At 48.4% G+C, this 14,792-nt stretch carries 13 protein-coding genes; 4 read left to right on the top strand and 9 right to left on the bottom strand.

The features are described from left to right. Positions 1 to 36: 36 nt before the first annotated feature. The 6 genes from VGN67_RS20140 to VGN67_RS20115 all read right to left on the bottom strand — a co-directional run bounded on the left by VGN67_RS20140 (position 37) and on the right by VGN67_RS20115 (position 4,586). Complete coding sequence (locus VGN67_RS20140) at positions 37 to 1,044, bottom strand: alpha/beta hydrolase (RefSeq protein WP_327488701.1); 1,008 nt, start codon at positions 1,042 to 1,044, stop codon at positions 37 to 39. Between the two features lie 86 nt (positions 1,045 to 1,130). Further along, on the bottom strand, positions 1,131 to 2,255 hold the full coding sequence (gene hemW / locus VGN67_RS20135; protein WP_327488700.1) for a radical SAM family heme chaperone HemW: 1,125 nt from the start codon (positions 2,253 to 2,255) through the stop codon (positions 1,131 to 1,133). Positions 2,256 to 2,417: 162 nt separating this feature from the next. Then, the gene (rplI, locus tag VGN67_RS20130) at positions 2,418 to 2,864 is read right to left on the bottom strand and encodes a 50S ribosomal protein L9 (RefSeq protein ID WP_327488699.1); all 447 of its coding nucleotides are present in this window, start codon (positions 2,862 to 2,864) and stop codon (positions 2,418 to 2,420) included. A 20-nt stretch (positions 2,865 to 2,884) separates the two neighbouring features. Then, a complete protein-coding gene (gene rpsR / locus VGN67_RS20125; RefSeq protein WP_207505344.1) occupies positions 2,885 to 3,136 on the bottom strand; it encodes a 30S ribosomal protein S18 in 252 nt (83 codons plus the stop codon). A gap of 3 nt (positions 3,137 to 3,139) precedes the next feature. Next, positions 3,140 to 3,523: a 30S ribosomal protein S6 gene (gene rpsF, locus VGN67_RS20120; protein WP_327488698.1), complete on the bottom strand. Its 384-nt coding sequence runs from the start codon at positions 3,521 to 3,523 to the stop codon at positions 3,140 to 3,142. 121 nt (positions 3,524 to 3,644) lie between these two features. Further along, a complete protein-coding gene (locus VGN67_RS20115; RefSeq protein WP_327488697.1) occupies positions 3,645 to 4,586 on the bottom strand; it encodes a hypothetical protein in 942 nt (313 codons plus the stop codon). Between the two features lie 136 nt (positions 4,587 to 4,722). Between VGN67_RS20115 and VGN67_RS20110 the strand changes: the two genes are divergently transcribed. Further along, positions 4,723 to 5,382 (top strand): YggS family pyridoxal phosphate-dependent enzyme, encoded by a 660-nt coding sequence (locus VGN67_RS20110; RefSeq protein WP_327488696.1) that lies wholly within the window; start codon positions 4,723 to 4,725, stop codon positions 5,380 to 5,382. Here the strand turns inward: VGN67_RS20110 and VGN67_RS20105 are convergent. Then, complete coding sequence (locus VGN67_RS20105; RefSeq protein WP_327488695.1) at positions 5,363 to 6,433, bottom strand: glycosyltransferase family 9 protein; 1,071 nt, start codon at positions 6,431 to 6,433, stop codon at positions 5,363 to 5,365. The genes VGN67_RS20110 and VGN67_RS20105 overlap by 20 nt on opposite strands. Before the next feature lie 309 nt (positions 6,434 to 6,742). Between VGN67_RS20105 and VGN67_RS20100 the strand changes: the two genes are divergently transcribed. Together VGN67_RS20100 and VGN67_RS20095 are read left to right on the top strand one after the other, a co-directional pair. After that, positions 6,743 to 7,690 carry a hypothetical protein gene (locus VGN67_RS20100; RefSeq protein ID WP_327488694.1) on the top strand — a complete coding sequence of 316 codons (948 nt, stop codon included), beginning with the start codon at positions 6,743 to 6,745 and terminating at the stop codon, positions 7,688 to 7,690. Positions 7,691 to 7,803: 113 nt separating this feature from the next. Beyond that, positions 7,804 to 10,347, top strand: a complete 2,544-nt coding sequence (locus VGN67_RS20095; protein ID WP_327488693.1) for a response regulator — start codon at positions 7,804 to 7,806, stop codon at positions 10,345 to 10,347. Positions 10,348 to 10,417: 70 nt separating this feature from the next. On the opposite strand, the gene VGN67_RS20090 is transcribed toward VGN67_RS20095, so the two are convergent. Beyond that, complete coding sequence (locus VGN67_RS20090; protein WP_327488692.1) at positions 10,418 to 11,875, bottom strand: glycosyltransferase; 1,458 nt, start codon at positions 11,873 to 11,875, stop codon at positions 10,418 to 10,420. A 2-nt stretch (positions 11,876 to 11,877) separates the two neighbouring features. Next, positions 11,878 to 12,771, bottom strand: a complete 894-nt coding sequence (locus VGN67_RS20085) for a HEAT repeat domain-containing protein (RefSeq protein ID WP_327488691.1) — start codon at positions 12,769 to 12,771, stop codon at positions 11,878 to 11,880. 753 nt (positions 12,772 to 13,524) lie between these two features. Here VGN67_RS20085 and VGN67_RS20080 point away from each other — a divergent pair. Continuing rightward, positions 13,525 to 14,781 carry a YaiO family outer membrane beta-barrel protein gene (locus tag VGN67_RS20080; protein ID WP_327488690.1) on the top strand — a complete coding sequence of 419 codons (1,257 nt, stop codon included), beginning with the start codon at positions 13,525 to 13,527 and terminating at the stop codon, positions 14,779 to 14,781. The last annotated feature ends 11 nt before the right edge of the window (positions 14,782 to 14,792 follow it).

Below are 14,792 nucleotides of genomic sequence, written 5' to 3'. Positions count from 1 at the left end.
GGCTGCCTTTTGAGTTTTTTTAACTATTGGACTTTTCTATTCCAACGCTTTGCTCAGCTGCTCTGTGAATAGCGGAAAATTCTCTATGTGGGGAAGGTGGCCAACTCCTTCCAATTCAATAAGACGACTATTTGGGATTTCGGCAGCTACTTCCTGGTCAAGAGTAGCGTAGTTGCCCATCGTTTTGGCTACGGCTTCGCTTACCAGATCCTTGCCCAGGGCGGTTTTGTCGCGCTGCCCGATGATGAGTACAGTTGGTACCTTAAGGTACCTGAATTCGTGCCGCACCGGCTGCGTAAAGATCATGTCGTAGGTGAGAGCGGCATTCCAGGCGTAACGGGGGTAGTCGGGACTTTCCAGCACGGCCGCCACCAGATTGAGCCAGAGGTCATAGTCCGGCTTCCACTTGTTGTCGTAGTAGCTGGTCTGCATGTACTTCTTTATTCCTTCGTAGGTTTTGTTCAGCTCATTTTTGTACCAGTACCCAATGGGCTGGTAGGGTACCTTCAGCTTCCAGTCTTCCAGGCCGATCGGATTTAGCAAAATTAATTTTTCCACCTGGTTGGGGTGCATCAGGGCATAGCGGGTTGCCAGCATTCCTCCCATGGAATGTCCCAGTACGGTAGCTTTCTGAATGCCCAGGGAGTCCAGGATGGTCTTAGTATTGAGGGCCAGTTGTTGGAAGGTATACTGGTAGTCGCTGGGTTTGGTGGATTTTCCAAAACCGATCTGGTCGGGTACAAATACATTATAGCCATTTTCCAGCAGGTACTTCATGGTTTCGCCCCAGTAGGCGCCATTGAAGTTTTTGCCGTGCATGAGTACCACGGTGCCTTTGGCAGACTTTGAAGTCTTCTGGTACATATAGGCCATGTGTAGTGACTCCCTCTGCGATTGGAAGGTATGGTACCTGACCGGATAGGGATAAGAGTAGCCTTCCAGATTTATGCCCAGGTTCGGGACCTTGTTGCTTTGATTAGTCTGCCCCCAAGTCACCAGACCTGTGCCTGACAGCAAGAGCAGGAGTGAAAATCTTTTTTTCATTTTATGGAATCTCTTATTGGTATATATCCAGTCGGGCGTTCAGCCTAAATAGGGGAGAGATCCAATAAAATAGTGCCAGTCTTGCTTTAATCGACAAAAAGCTCGCTGGTAACGCGGTCGGCAAATAATTTGCCGGATTCGGTCAGGAGCAGCGTTTCGTCGAAGAGGTAGAGCCAGCCTTTTTCGATGAGGCGGAATATTTCTTTGCCCTGACGGGGCAGAAAGCTACCCCCCGAAAGCTCGCTCAGCATGTCCAGCCGACATCCCCACTTGGTACGCAGGCCGGTGAGCAGGTACTCGTTGACCTGGTCGGCGGCGGTGAGCTGCTCGATAGTAGTAGGTATTTCGTCTTTTTGCAGGGAAGTGAGGTACTGGGCGTTGTTGCTGACGTTGTACTGGCGGCTCGCGCCGTTGTAAGAGTGGGCGCTGGGACCCACGCCCAGGTAAGGTCGACGCTGCCAGTAGGCGCTGTTGTGTCGGCTGTATTGACCGTTTCGGGCAAAGTTTGAGATTTCGTACTGTTCATAATCGGCCTGGGCCAGCGATTGTACCACCAATTCAAACTGCCGGGCGGCAAATTCTTCGTCTATGGGTTTTATTTTGCCTTTTTTCAACCAGTTTCCAAATACCGTCTGGGGTTCCACCGTGAGGCAGTAGGCCGAAATGTGGGGTACATCCAGGGCAAGTACCTGCTGGATATCCCGTTCCAGAAGGTTGTGGTCGGGAGCCGGAATGGCGTAGATTAGATCTACCGAAATATTGGCAATACCCTGGTCCAGGGCTCGTTTAACACTTTCGGCTGCCTGGGAGGTGGTATGGATACGGTGCAGATATTTGAGGTGCCCTTCGTGAAAGGACTGTATTCCAATACTCAGCCGGTTTATACCGCTCCTTATAAACTGATTCAGCTTTTGCTCCGTCAGGTCGTCAGGATTGGCTTCCAGGGTTATTTCGGCGGTAGGACGAATAGAAAAGTGGCGATGAACGGTAGTTAGCAGTAGATCAAGTTCGGCTTCATCCAGTAGAGAGGGAGTACCTCCTCCCAGATAAATCGTTTGTAGCTCGGTGTTTGGCAGGTACTCTTTGCGGAGTACTATTTCTCGCGCAATGGCGCGGGTTATTTCGCTTTTTCGCTCGGTATTGGTACTAAAATGGAAGTCGCAGTAGTGGCAGGCCTGCCGGCAAAATGGAATATGAATATACAGGTGCATGCTAACGGACTGGGATCAGAGGGTTGGGCAGAAGCTGGTGTGTCTGCTGGTAACACAGAAACACCTTTACCTTTAAGTGTTGTTCCCGGCAAAACTACTTTTTAAGTGCAAAAAAAATAGCAACCTTAGCGGGTTGCTATTTTTCGTAAGAGCCGGAATTTACTACTCTGCAGCCGGTATTACATTGAAAGTAACATTGTGTTTTACTTCCTTATGCAGGTCAATCACGGCCGTGTAGGTACCTACGCTTTTTACGTCGTCTACGGTAATTTTCTTACGGTCAATGTCAAAGCCTTTGGCCTTTAGGGCGTCGGCAACCTGAGTATTGGTTACCCGACCAAAAATACGACCACTTTCACCAACCACGGCTGGAATGTCAATGGTCATGTTACCGATACCCGCCGCAATTTCTTCGGCGTCGTTCTTCAATTTTTCGGCTTTGTGAGAGGCCTGACGAATGTTCTCGTTAGCAATCTTACGATTGGTATTGTTGGCCAGCAAAGCGTAGCCCTGAGGGATCAGATAGTTACGACCGTATCCTGCTTTCACATTTACGATGTCGTTCTTGTATCCTACTCCGGCTATATCTGTCAATAGTATGATTTCCATGTGTTTGGCTACCTCCTTTATTATTTCAATTGATCGGTTACGAACGGCAGCAGCGCCAGCTGGCGTGACCGCTTAATGGCCTGCGATACTTTACGCTGGTACTTTAGGCTGGTACCGGTAAGGCGACGAGGCAGGATCTTGCCTTGCTCGTTAACGAGCTTCAGCAGGAAGTTAGGATCTTTGTAATCAATGTACTTAATGCCTGATTTCTTAAACCGGCAATATTTTTTGCGGTTGACGTTCTTCTCAACCGGTTCGTTTACGAGTGTCATAGCTTAAGCTTGTTCGGTTTCGGTTTTTGTTTCAGTTGCTTCTTCCTTCTTTCTACCTACCAGTCCCTTGCGCTTCTTTTCGTTATAAGCGATAGCGTGCTTGTCAAGTGAAATGGTTAAGAAACGCATAATGCGCTCATCACGGCGGAACTCAGTCTCAAGCGTGTCAACTACCGGACCTTCGTTTGTGTACTCGAACAACTGGTAATAGCCAGTGTTTTTCTTCTGAATAGGGTAGGCCAGCTTGCGCAATCCCCAGTTTTCCTCATGCACCAGCTTCGCACCATTGTTGGTGAGGATATCGCGAAACTTGTCAACGGCGTCCCTCATCTGGGCCTCAGATAAGATGGGAGTTAAAATGAACACCGTTTCATACTGCTTAGACATACGGTAATTGTTTGAAAGTAAAATAAATACACTTTTGTCTCAAAATGAGGGTGCAAAAATAGGGCTTGGAACCGATAATTCCAAGCCCTGTCTCTATTATTAATCGCTGAAACTGATACTATTACCGGACTACAAAGGCAGTCTGCCCGATTTTGAAGCCTTCGCTGTATAGTTCAACGGTATATTTGCCATCTTTCAAAGGCGTACCGCCCCGGCCGTAAAGGATATCGACGGGCTGGTGGCTGTTGGTAAAATTAACGGTTTGCTTGGAACTGTAAAGTACCTCGCGGCCATTCAGGATAAAAGCCCCCGAGCCGGTTGCCATGTCCGACAGGACCGCGCCGTTTGGGTCCAGAATGCGCAGAAATATGTCTTTCTGGTTTTGCTGGGCAATGGGGTTGTCGCCCAACTGGAAGTTTACCTTTATCTTATCAATCCGGCGGGCGCGGTACTTGCCCCCGTCGCGTTCCTTCCCTTTGTTGGTAATGGTATTGACCTTAATATTTTCAGCTTTGAGCGCCGAAGCCAGCGTTACCTTTTCGTTTAACTCGCGGTTGCGGCTGGAATAGGTAGTAACGGAGTCGCTAAGCGCCTGCCGCTCCGTCTGCAGACCGGACACCTGCTGGTTCAGTTCCTGGTTTCGGGACGTGACCACGCCCAGTTCTTCCCGCAGCCTGACTATCTCCTGATCTTTCTGAGCCAGTACCGCTACGTAAGACTTGATCTTAGACTCGTACTGCTTAATCGACGAAGCATTGGTCGTTCTCAGGTTTTGTTTGTCTTTTTCAAGTTGTTCCTTGAGCGCAATGAGGGAGTCTACGCTCCCGCCAAGCTGCTGTATTTCGGCAATTTTGGCATCCAACTGTACCGAAATCGAGTCCAGTTTGGTCTTAGTAGTCAATACTTCTTCGGTCTTGGCGGCTATGATTGTATCTTTGTTTACATTTTCCTGCCTTTCCTGGTAGAAGAAGTACAGCAACACCACGTTAAGGAGGGCCAGTACAGCCAGTGCGGCCCACAGAAGGGTTTTTCGATCTCTCTTCTGTTCTTGATTGTAGTCCATACCGAATCAGGTTTTTGTGAGAAGTAAGTAATATAGTTATGTTTGATTATAAAAGCTCTCGGGGGCAAATATAACGTATTAATTTATTTTAAATTTTTTGTACAAACTGCTTGGACAGGCTCTTAGTTTCTCAAAAATGAGTATCAGCGAAAATATTGCACATATCGAAGATGAACTGGCCGGACGGGCCCGGCTGGTGGCCGTTACGAAAACCAAGCCCCTGGAAGTACTTAGGGAAGCCTACGAGGCGGGTTTTAAGCGCTACGGGGAAAATAAAGTTCAGGAAATGGTGGCCAAGTACGAAGCCTTACCCAAAGATATAGAGTGGCACCTGATCGGGCATCTGCAGTCGAATAAAATCAAGTACATGGCCCCCTTTGTGTCGCTTATTCACTCGGTAGACAGTTTTAAGCTCCTCAAGGAAATAAACCGGCAGGCCGGAAAAAACAGTAGAACCATTGACTGTCTGCTGCAACTATTTATTGCCGAAGAAGAAACCAAATTTGGATTATCGGAAGAGGAAACCGTTGAAATACTCAGTGCCCCGGAGCTGCAATCCCTGACTCATATACGCATTGTAGGCCTGATGGGAATGGCCACCAATACCGACGACCCGGAGCAGATCAGGAAGGAGTTCAGGGGGCTGAAACTATTCTTTGAAAAAGCGAAAAGTTACAATAGCGAGCGGGTCGAGCTGCGTGAACTTTCCATGGGCATGAGTGGCGACTACCTCCTCGCGGTCGAAGAGGGGAGTACCCTGGTGCGGGTCGGCAGCGCTATTTTCGGCGCTCGTTAGTCGGTTGTTTATTCTCCTGGTAGGGTCTGGAAAGTACCTCTTCAATGGGTTTCTGTACCTTTTCGAGCGGTAGTTGCGCGCAGGGAATGCCTGTTTCCCGAATCAGGACGCAGTTTTCACCGCTACCGTACCTGCCCGAGTAGGGGTTGTAACGGGGGAAGTCACCCAGGGCACCCATGAGTATAAACCCGAAGGTACCTGCCGCGTTGGCCAGGTGCGAGGGGCCACTGTCGAGCCCGATGAAGTACCTGGCGCGGCGTATGACCTCGGCGGTTTCCAGTATGGTTAGGGTACCACAAAGGTTATGGTACCCTTCCCGTTGTACGTTGAGGTTACTGCGCAGGCCTATTTCCACTACCTGGTAGGGATACGTATCCAGCAGCCAGTGTACCAGTTCTTCCCAACGGGCGGCGGGCCAGTCTTTCGGAGCGTAGTTGGACTGGCAATGAATCACAATAAAGGAGCCGGGCAGGTTCAGCGCGTCGACTTTTTGCCGGTGGCGGTCCTGCAGGTACAGCCGGGGCTGGTCGTCAGCGGGTAACGATACACCTCCCGTTTGGGCAAATACTTCCAGCAGATTGCCGTAGTTGAAGTAGGTATGCACCGTAATCCCGGCCGCGTCGGCGATCGGATTTTCCAGAAAGACCTGGCACTTGGGGCAGTGATTGTTATTGCGAAACTGCAGGGGATATATCTTGTCAAAGATACCTTTTTCAAAAAGTACCCCGCGCTCGGTCACACAAAATTCACTAAATGCTTCATCTACATTCGGATTTGTTTCCACCAGCTCCCGGAACGAGGGCCTCACGAACCATACTATATGTGCCTTGGGGTGCAGCTGCCGGATGTGGCGGGAAAGGGGCTCGGCGGCCACTATGTCGCCAAAGTGTTCCGTCCGGACTACTGCCACCAGCTGGGTACCTTCGGGTAGTTGTTGTTTTAACCGGTAAAAATGCAGCCAGGCCCGCTGAGCCAGGGCGTGGGCTTTAAAAATATGCGAATATTTATGGTAACGGTGCGTCCAGAGTTCTACGAAACGGCGAATTGTCATGCGTCCTGCTTTTGAGCTGGGCCGCAAGTTAGTGAAGTATTTGCAAAGGTGCAGGTAGAGCAGGTCGGAAGAATAAGTTAGACCCACACCCAGGGCTATGGCTGTAATAATGCGGAATAAAAAGAGGAAGACCTGTTACAAATTTGGCAAAATAGAGTTACTTTAAATAGAAATTTAGTAAAAATCCGCCCGCTGGCCATTTACTAAGTTGTGGCTAAAATTGTGTATTTTTTTACTTTCCAACCATAAATTGGCATGTTCTTTGCTCCAAATCAGCGAGGCGTGCTCAATTAAAAGCTTACCTGCTCCATGAGAAGCTCTTCATTGATCATCACTGCATTGACGGTACTGGTATTAACCGACTGTCAAATGAAAATGCCTACGGTAAATCCGGGCGGTGAGTATAGTTCTACCTGCCAGGCTATGAAACATATACCTCCTCCGGCCTACCGGGGCGTGTATATCAACAACTTTTTGGAAATACTGGGGGATACCCGGAAGGAGGACTCGCTGCTGGTTTGGTGCGTGGAAAACGGCTTCAACGCTATCAGCCTGTACGACCTGAACACCGTAATGGCCGACGAGCGTTTTTCATCGCTGGGCCGATTCATCAGGAAAACCCGGTCTGTCTACGGCATTGATCAGGTAGCGGCGGTGCGGGGGTCGAGAAGAAACTTTATTCAAAACGCCCGGTACGATGCTTCCAGAACTGATAAAAACGAACGTTTTACGGTCTATAACCTGGAAAATGAGTGGTGGAACAGCGACGATTGCGATTTTAACTGTTTTGTGGGCCACATGAAGTCCATGCGCAGTACGCAGGCTGGCCTGGAAAAACCCGTGATAGCGGAGGCGTATATCGGTTGGTTCCGCAACCCGGCTGGCCAGGAAATGCAGCAGGCCGACTCGCTGGTTCACTGGCTCGACCGTATTATGGTACACGCTTACCGGTCTATACCGCAGTTGAGTTACATGCAGGACCGACTGGAGTTCCTGGGTAAAGCCGCTAAGAAACAGAATAAAGTCATGGATGTAATCCTGCTTTTCAGTGCTGAGTCAGACGTGATGTTTGACTATTACAGCGAAACCGGGGACAATTACACCTTTGACGATGCCTATGCGGATATGGTGCTGCAATTCAATGCCGCCCAGTTTGAAGGGAAATCAAATATCCGGATTGTGGGGTACCAGGTGTTTGCCTATACCTGGGCCAAAGCCGCCCGCCCCACAGTACCTACTCTACCGCGAATGTGGTAGAAAGGCTGGTACTTTTTTCGGTACATTATTTGCACACATAATAAACGATTGTTTGAACTAACACACTGAAAAATAGTACCGTTTACCTTTACTTTCACTACACTATAACACCTATGCTACCTGTACCCGCTAATGAGTTCCAGCGATTGAGAGCGCTGAAGAGCTACAAAATTCTGGATACTCCCGCTGAACCGGAATTTGACCGCCTTACCCAATTAGCCTCGGTACTTTGTAAAGTTCCGGTTTCGCTGATTTCACTCGTTGATGAGGAAAGGTCCTGGTTTAAGTCAAAGCAGGGGTTGGACTTTTCTCATACAAACCGGAGCCAGTCATTTTGCCAGTACACCATTAGTGGCAGCGGGCTATTTGAGGTAGAAGACACTACTCAGGACGAGCGGTTTCGGGAATTGCCCATGGTGACAGGTACCTCCGGCGTTCGTTTCTACGCGGGCTGTCCGGTGGTTGACCCGCTGGGCAATGTGTTGGGTACCCTAGCTGTAATGGACCAGAAGCCCAATAAACTTTCCGACGATCAGCGGGTGGCCCTACAGCTATTAGCCCAGGAAGTAGCGGGCCATATTGTAGCCAGAAAGGAAAGAAAAATCTTAAAAACGTACGAGGCGCTCTTTGCCCGAGCCGTTGACATGGTATGTGTGGCTGGTTTAGACGGTACCTTCAGGGAAGTGAATACCGGTTTTACGCAGCAGTTGGGTTGGGAAAGCACCGAGATGATGAACCACCGGGTGTACGAATTTACCCATCCTGACGATGTCGAACTAACCTTTACCGAAATAGAAAAACTATCGGGAGAAGCCAAAACCGTACACTTTACCAATCGCTTCCAGACAAAAAACGGCGATTATAAAATACTCAAATGGGTTGCTACTGCTGATACGGTACCCGACCAGATTTATGCGGTTGTTCGGGATATATCGTACTTCATGAAGGATTTAGACTATCCGGCCGGAGAGTCATTTCCTCAATCGACGGATGAAGGCCCGGGCGATGAACCGGGGGGCTGGATGGCCTCCTTGGAAGAGTTTACAGGTAGTAGCCATAACAGCAATCTGCTTTCTGTAATTGGTAACGAAAACCCTCAGTTTGCCTGGTTGAATACCAACAGCCTGGTCGAGTCCCTGTTGGGAGCACCAGCGGTGGGCCCTACGACCGAAGTAACGCGTCAACCTGGTGGTGCACCTAAGCGGGTGACGGTAAACAGGCCGGGTGGCGCTGCTTCGGTACAGCCCGCTTCTGACAAGTTCAACGCTGTGGCCAATAGTGTTAATCAGGATACCGAGTGGTTTGAGTCGTCAGTTACTGCCCGCACACCATCTGAAAACTTTCTCAGCGTTATGAATGACATTTTCCATATTGCCACCCAGCCCAATTTAAACGAAGACACCCCCTTTGAAACCCGGAAGCTCATCCGGAGCGTTACCACCTTATTAGGGTACAAAGCCGCCGAAAAAGGTTTGGAACTGGGACATTCTATTCATGAATCAGTACCTAACGTCCTGACCGGTAACCCCGCCAGTTTGAAAAGGATTCTGTTGAAATTGGTCCATAATGCTTTAAAGTACAATAAGTCAGGTAAGGTTAAACTCCACGTAAAAAAGGTACAGGAGACCGATACCGAATGCTACATCCAGTTTAGCCTGGCCGATTCAGGCATTGTTATTCCCATTAGTGAATTAAAGGATGTCCTGAAGCGCTTTGCCAAAACCGACTCGCAGATAGCCCTCAAGTACCAGACAAAAAGCCGTCAACTGGATACCGCGTCGATTGGTATTGAATTTAAAAGGGGAACCGTCCATCTGGAAAATGACGGCGAAGGCATTTCTTTTGGATTTACGCTTCCTTTTCAGAAAACCACGCAGGTACTTCCCGAAACCACTACCAAACTAATTGACAACCAAACCATCAAGGTTTTGTTGGTGGAGGACAATCGGCTGAATCAGGAAGTGTCCCTGAAACTGCTGTCCAACTTTGGGTTTATTACCGACCTGGCCGAGAACGGAAAAGCGGCGGTTGAAAAAGTAAAATGCAATAGCTATGACCTGATTCTGATGGACCTGCAGATTCCGGAAATGAATGGTTTCGAGGCGAGCGAATACATCCGCCAGCAACTCAACGTCAAAACACCAATTATTGCCTTAACGGCCCACGGGGTATTTGAGGACGACCATAATATTTACTCATCGGGTATGAATGATTTCCTGACAAAACCGTTTTCTTCCAGGGATTTATATAACAAGATCACTCAGTTTTCTGCCATTGGCAAAGCGCTGCCTTCGTTCGACGATGAGACGACCATGGTGGAAAGCATAATTGACCTGAGCTACCTGAAAAACTTTTCGGAAGGCTCAGCCGAGTTTGAGAGAGAGATGATTGAACTGTACATTACCAAAACTCCTCCCGAAATGGATTTACTGGAAAATTCGGTTGTGGAGGGTGATTATGAGTTAATCCGGAAGAAAGCCCATACCCTCAGTAGTTCTTTTTCGATGATGGGTGTAAAAGAGCAGGGCTTGCTCAAATTGATTGAGGAACAGGCCATTGCCACCATTGAAAAGGATACCATCCTGGCTAATTTTAACCGGCTTAAAAGTATCTTCCAGAAGTCGCTGGTTATTCTGAGGAATGAACTTGAAAAATAGAGAGCGCAAGTGGTGTAGGTACCTTGAATAAAAAAGAGCCGCCCGATTACTGCAATCGGGCGATTCTTTTTTATTCGGCAACCTGAGGAGTGGTAGTAAGTGGTTGCTCTTCTTTTTTGGTGAATCCCTTCCGGGTCATTTCACCCCAGCTCTTCTTCCCTTCCAGTAAGTCAAGGTTCCCCTCAATGGCCGATAGTACTACAAAAGGATGGAAGAGGAAAGGTTCCAGTAAGGCGGTTCCAATGAGTTTGAACAGGTCGCGGTAGCGCGTGTACTGGAAGTAGGTAAACTCCTCGGCCAGGAGCGTAAACAGGTTAAACATGATGACAAACGCGTAAACCATTCCCATGAGGCTGAGGAAGTAGGTCCAGTCGACCAGGCCCAGTACGGTAAGGGCAAGCATGATTAGAAACCCGAAAAACTCAATGAGCGGCGCCATAAACTCATAAAAGAACCAGTACGGATAGCTCAGCAGGCCCAGCTTGCCGTAGGTCGGATTAAAGAACATTTTGCGGTGGATCAGCAGGGTCTCAATGGTACCGCGCATCCAGCGGTTGCGCTGGCGGTTCAATATAGTCCGGGTTTCGGGGACTTCGGTCCAGCAGAGCGGGTCCGGAATAAACTTAACGCTGTGGGGTAATTTATTGTCAATCATGTACCGGCGCATGCGTACCACCAGCTCCAGGTCTTCCCCGACGGTTTTGGTGTTATAGCCGCCGACCTTGATGACTATTTCCCGGTCAAACATACCGAAAGCCCCCGATATAAGCAGCAGGTAGTCTATCTTACCCCAGGCCATCCGGGCCATCAAAAAGGAACGCAGGTACTCAAGTACCTGCACCCTGGCCAGAAATGAATCGGGTACTTTTACTTTTACAATATTGCCGTGTTCTATCTCACAGGAGTTGGCGATCCGGATTACCCCCCCGGTAGCAATAACCTTGGTTTTGCTTTCCAGGAACGGCTTTACCATTTTCAGGAGCGAATCCTGAACCAGTACGCAGTCAACGTCAATGCAGGCCACGTAACGACCGGATGACACGTTTATGCCGGCATTCAAGGCGTCGGCCTTGCCTCCGTTTTCCTTGTCCACCACTATCAGATTCCGGTAGGCGGGCTGCGACGATTTGTAGACGTTCCAGATCGGCTTGGATACCAACTCCTCGTTCACCGCGAAGTCCACCACCTCCAGCTGATACGCCTCAATCGCTCGCTGGAGAGAGTCGTCCTTACTTCCATCGTTGACAATGATTACCTCGTAGTTGGCATAGTGGATAGACAACAACGACCGGATATTTTCGACGATGGTTTTTCCCTCATTATAGGCCGGAGCCACCAGCGAAATAGACGGCGTCAGGTTGGAAAGTACCACGTCAGCATAGTCAATGCGGCGGTTTTCGTTGAGGTACTTGCGCAGGGCCCTAAACGAAACAATACCTAGCGTGAGCGTAATGAGCAGTACCGTAATACAGTAGAGCAGCAGCCCCTTGGTGTAAATTTCGGAAAGCAGGTAGACGATTATCTCCATAATTAAAGTCGGGGATCACTTACGTGTCTGATTATTTTATCAATCTCGGGATTCCGGAGGGAAAGCAGTTGTTTCAGGGCGTCATCGCCACCTTCGGTTTTATCAATGGCCCGTACGGCCAGCATTTTATATTTGAAAGGATCAAGAATGGCACATTCAACCAGAAAAGAAAGCGCGGCCGGTTCGGTAAACTGGCCGAGTGCCAGTAATATCGCCTCTTTGACTTCTTCGTTTTCGTAGGGGTAAATCTCTATGAGCAGGGGAGTAACATCATTCACCTCAAGTACACCCAGCGTTTTTATAACTTCCACCTTTATAGTGGGCTTGCTTGTGCTCACCATTTCGGTTAGCAACGGAATTTCAATCAGGGACTTGGTAAAACGAATCAGTCGGCAGCCAAAAATAATGAGCGAATCATTTTTATCCAGCCACTTATCCAGGTACGGTACGTCAAAATAATTTTTGCGGTCCAGCAGCGCTATGATGGTGAGTTGCTGCCACTCGGTCAGGTAGCTATTGGCCTCATTGATGTACCTGAAGCCCTGGTCCGGGTCCAGGTTAAGAATAGCCAGGTGCACATGCCCCTTGATATCTTCGTCAATTTCGGGTGATGTCAGCAGGGAGTCCAGCGCCGGAATAGCTGAGGTAATATTCATCTCCATCAGTTCTTCAATCCCGACGAGGATGGTCTTTCTGTCCCGGGTTTTAATTTTTTTGATCGAGTGATTCACCAAACCCGAATTGATGTAGAAATCCCGGAGCTTGTCCGCCACTTCGCCGGAAAAAAGCTTTTTGAGATCAACCAGCTCGGTCAGCAAAAACTGTTTTCGGGCCGGATTGGCAAAGAAATTATCTATCAGTCGCCGGGCCTCGGAAGAGAGCTCCTCCTCGAACATAACCGAGTTAAAAATCTGCTCGCAGTTTAATTTAAGATTAGCATCTCTTTTTTGCAGAATCCGCCGGTTTTTAATACTAAGTACAATAAGAATAAAAAAAGCCAGGCTAACACACAAAAAAATGAGGATAAGAAAGATCAGTAAAGAGTATTGAAATTTTATGGTACCTCCCCCAAAGTATGTAAACCAGTAGACCATTCGGTAGTATTAATTCGTAAGGCGGAAAATAAGGCAGAGGTGTTGTAAAGCAGTAGGTACCGGTGGGCTGACTAAGCCCGGATTAGAAAATAAAAATTATAATTATTTTAAGAAACACCCCTACTTCTAGTTAAGTTATTCAGAATTAGCCGTCTGGTTAGTGCCTTAGCGCAATTTGTTTCTCTTTGAACTGACGACTAGAAGCTTAAAGCCAACTACGCACTAAAATTCGGCCATTTTTTTAGATATACCCTTATCACCCCAACTATTTATTTCTATCCGGCTGGAAACCTCTCCTGCTCCTCATTTTTTTCGCTATACCAGCTGTAAGTGGCCTTCTAAACTAAAAAAGGCATATTATTTGCTAGGTATTACTGCGGAGGATTGTATGTTTTCGGATCAGGATACTAAATAGGGGTCAAGCAAAAACCGTGCCAAAAATGAAATTATAAAATTGAATTTTTTTAAGTACCGCATTGTCCAAAAGCGTATGTTTAGTAAGTAACTATTTTTAATTTTGAAGATTTTCCGCTGTTTAATAAACACGCACAACTTGTGAAAAGCCATTTTTTAGTTTTTCTATTTTTTCTATTGACTACCGTGGCTGGTGGGGTACTGGCTCAGGCGGAGCTAAGCCCGGCCGAGCTGTTTCGACGGGCGCGGTTGGCTACTTTTGTTCAAAAAGACTACCCCGAAGCCCTGCGACTGGTACAGTTGGCATTACAAAAGACACCGGACAATGCTCCTATGCGTATACTGCTGAGCCGGGTGTACATGCTGACCAACAAGCGCGAAGAGGCCAGGGAAGAACTGGATATAGTACTTAAGAGAAACCCCCAAAACCGCGAAGCCCTTAATCAATACATTGAGCTGGAGTACGCGGCCACCGACCCCGCCGCCGCCCTTTCCTATATTAACAAAGCTTTGGAATTCTACCCGCAGGATGAGGAGTATATGCTTAAGAAAGCGCAGGCCCTGTACGATGTAAAGGATTATCCGGAGGCATTTATTCTGATTAATGACATTCTGGTAAGGTACCCGCACAACCCGGAAGCAAAGGCCCTGGCCACGCAAATCAGAACATTCGCCTCGCTGGATCAGATTACCCTTAGTTATGATTTCTTTTATTTCAACAAAAACTATAATTCGGCCCTGAACGAAACGCCCTGGCATATTGCCAACATAGCCTACGGACACCGTACCAACCGGGGCATTGTAATTGGTCGGGTTAACTATGCCAACCGGTTTGGCTCGAGTGGCCTTCAGGTCGAAGCCGAAGCTTATCCGCGCATCAGTCCCCGCTTTTACAGCTATGTTAACGTTGGTTATTCGGGCAATGAGCCCATTTTTCCGCGGTTTAGAGCGGGGTACTCGCTTTACGCCAACCTGCCCCAAAGTTACGAAGCCGACCTGGGCTTAAGGTACCTCAGGTTTTCAAGTGCTACCTGGATTTACACGGCCTCAGCTGGTAAATATTTCAGCAACTACTGGTTCAATCTGCGTACTTACCTGGTGCCCGGTATCCAAAGCCTGTCGCACAGCTATACCTTTACTACCCGCTACTACTTCGACACGGCCGATGATTTTCTGTCGGTGGCAATTGGCTCGGGAATATCGCCGGACGAAAACCGGAGTATACTGCTGGACCGGCCACAGCAGCTAAGTTCGCGCAAGGTAGATGTGTGGTACAGCAGCCGGATCAACAAGGTAAACGTACTGCTACTAACAGGTACCTGGTTCAATGAAGCGCAGCCTGATCGCGCCCGTGGTACTCAGCTGAGTTTCGGTATTATGTACCAACGCAGGTTTTAAAGGAGCGCCTC

This window comes from Telluribacter sp. (assembly GCF_035998675.1).
Taxonomy (GTDB): Bacteria; Bacteroidota; Bacteroidia; order Cytophagales; family Spirosomataceae; genus Telluribacter.
This window is presented reverse-complemented; position numbering and strand designations above follow the sequence as displayed.

What these genes read in the sequence shown, in the direction of transcription:
- rpsF (WP_327488698.1), bottom strand. Translation starts at nt 3,523, where the DNA reads ATGTCTAAGCAGTATGAAACGGTGTTCATTTTAACTCCCATCTTATCT.
- VGN67_RS20115 (WP_327488697.1), bottom strand. Translation starts at nt 4,586, where the DNA reads ATGGACTACAATCAAGAACAGAAGAGAGATCGAAAAACCCTTCTGTGG.
- VGN67_RS20140 (WP_327488701.1), bottom strand. Translation starts at nt 1,044, where the DNA reads ATGAAAAAAAGATTTTCACTCCTGCTCTTGCTGTCAGGCACAGGTCTG.
- rpsR (WP_207505344.1), bottom strand. Translation starts at nt 3,136, where the DNA reads ATGACACTCGTAAACGAACCGGTTGAGAAGAACGTCAACCGCAAAAAA.
- rplI (WP_327488699.1), bottom strand. Translation starts at nt 2,864, where the DNA reads ATGGAAATCATACTATTGACAGATATAGCCGGAGTAGGATACAAGAAC.
- VGN67_RS20100 (WP_327488694.1), top strand. Translation starts at nt 6,743, where the DNA reads ATGAGAAGCTCTTCATTGATCATCACTGCATTGACGGTACTGGTATTA.
- VGN67_RS20085 (WP_327488691.1), bottom strand. Translation starts at nt 12,771, where the DNA reads ATGTTCGAGGAGGAGCTCTCTTCCGAGGCCCGGCGACTGATAGATAAT.
- VGN67_RS20095 (WP_327488693.1), top strand. Translation starts at nt 7,804, where the DNA reads ATGCTACCTGTACCCGCTAATGAGTTCCAGCGATTGAGAGCGCTGAAG.
- VGN67_RS20090 (WP_327488692.1), bottom strand. Translation starts at nt 11,875, where the DNA reads ATGGAGATAATCGTCTACCTGCTTTCCGAAATTTACACCAAGGGGCTG.
- VGN67_RS20105 (WP_327488695.1), bottom strand. Translation starts at nt 6,433, where the DNA reads ATGACAATTCGCCGTTTCGTAGAACTCTGGACGCACCGTTACCATAAA.
- VGN67_RS20110 (WP_327488696.1), top strand. Translation starts at nt 4,723, where the DNA reads ATGAGTATCAGCGAAAATATTGCACATATCGAAGATGAACTGGCCGGA.
- hemW (WP_327488700.1), bottom strand. Translation starts at nt 2,255, where the DNA reads ATGCACCTGTATATTCATATTCCATTTTGCCGGCAGGCCTGCCACTAC.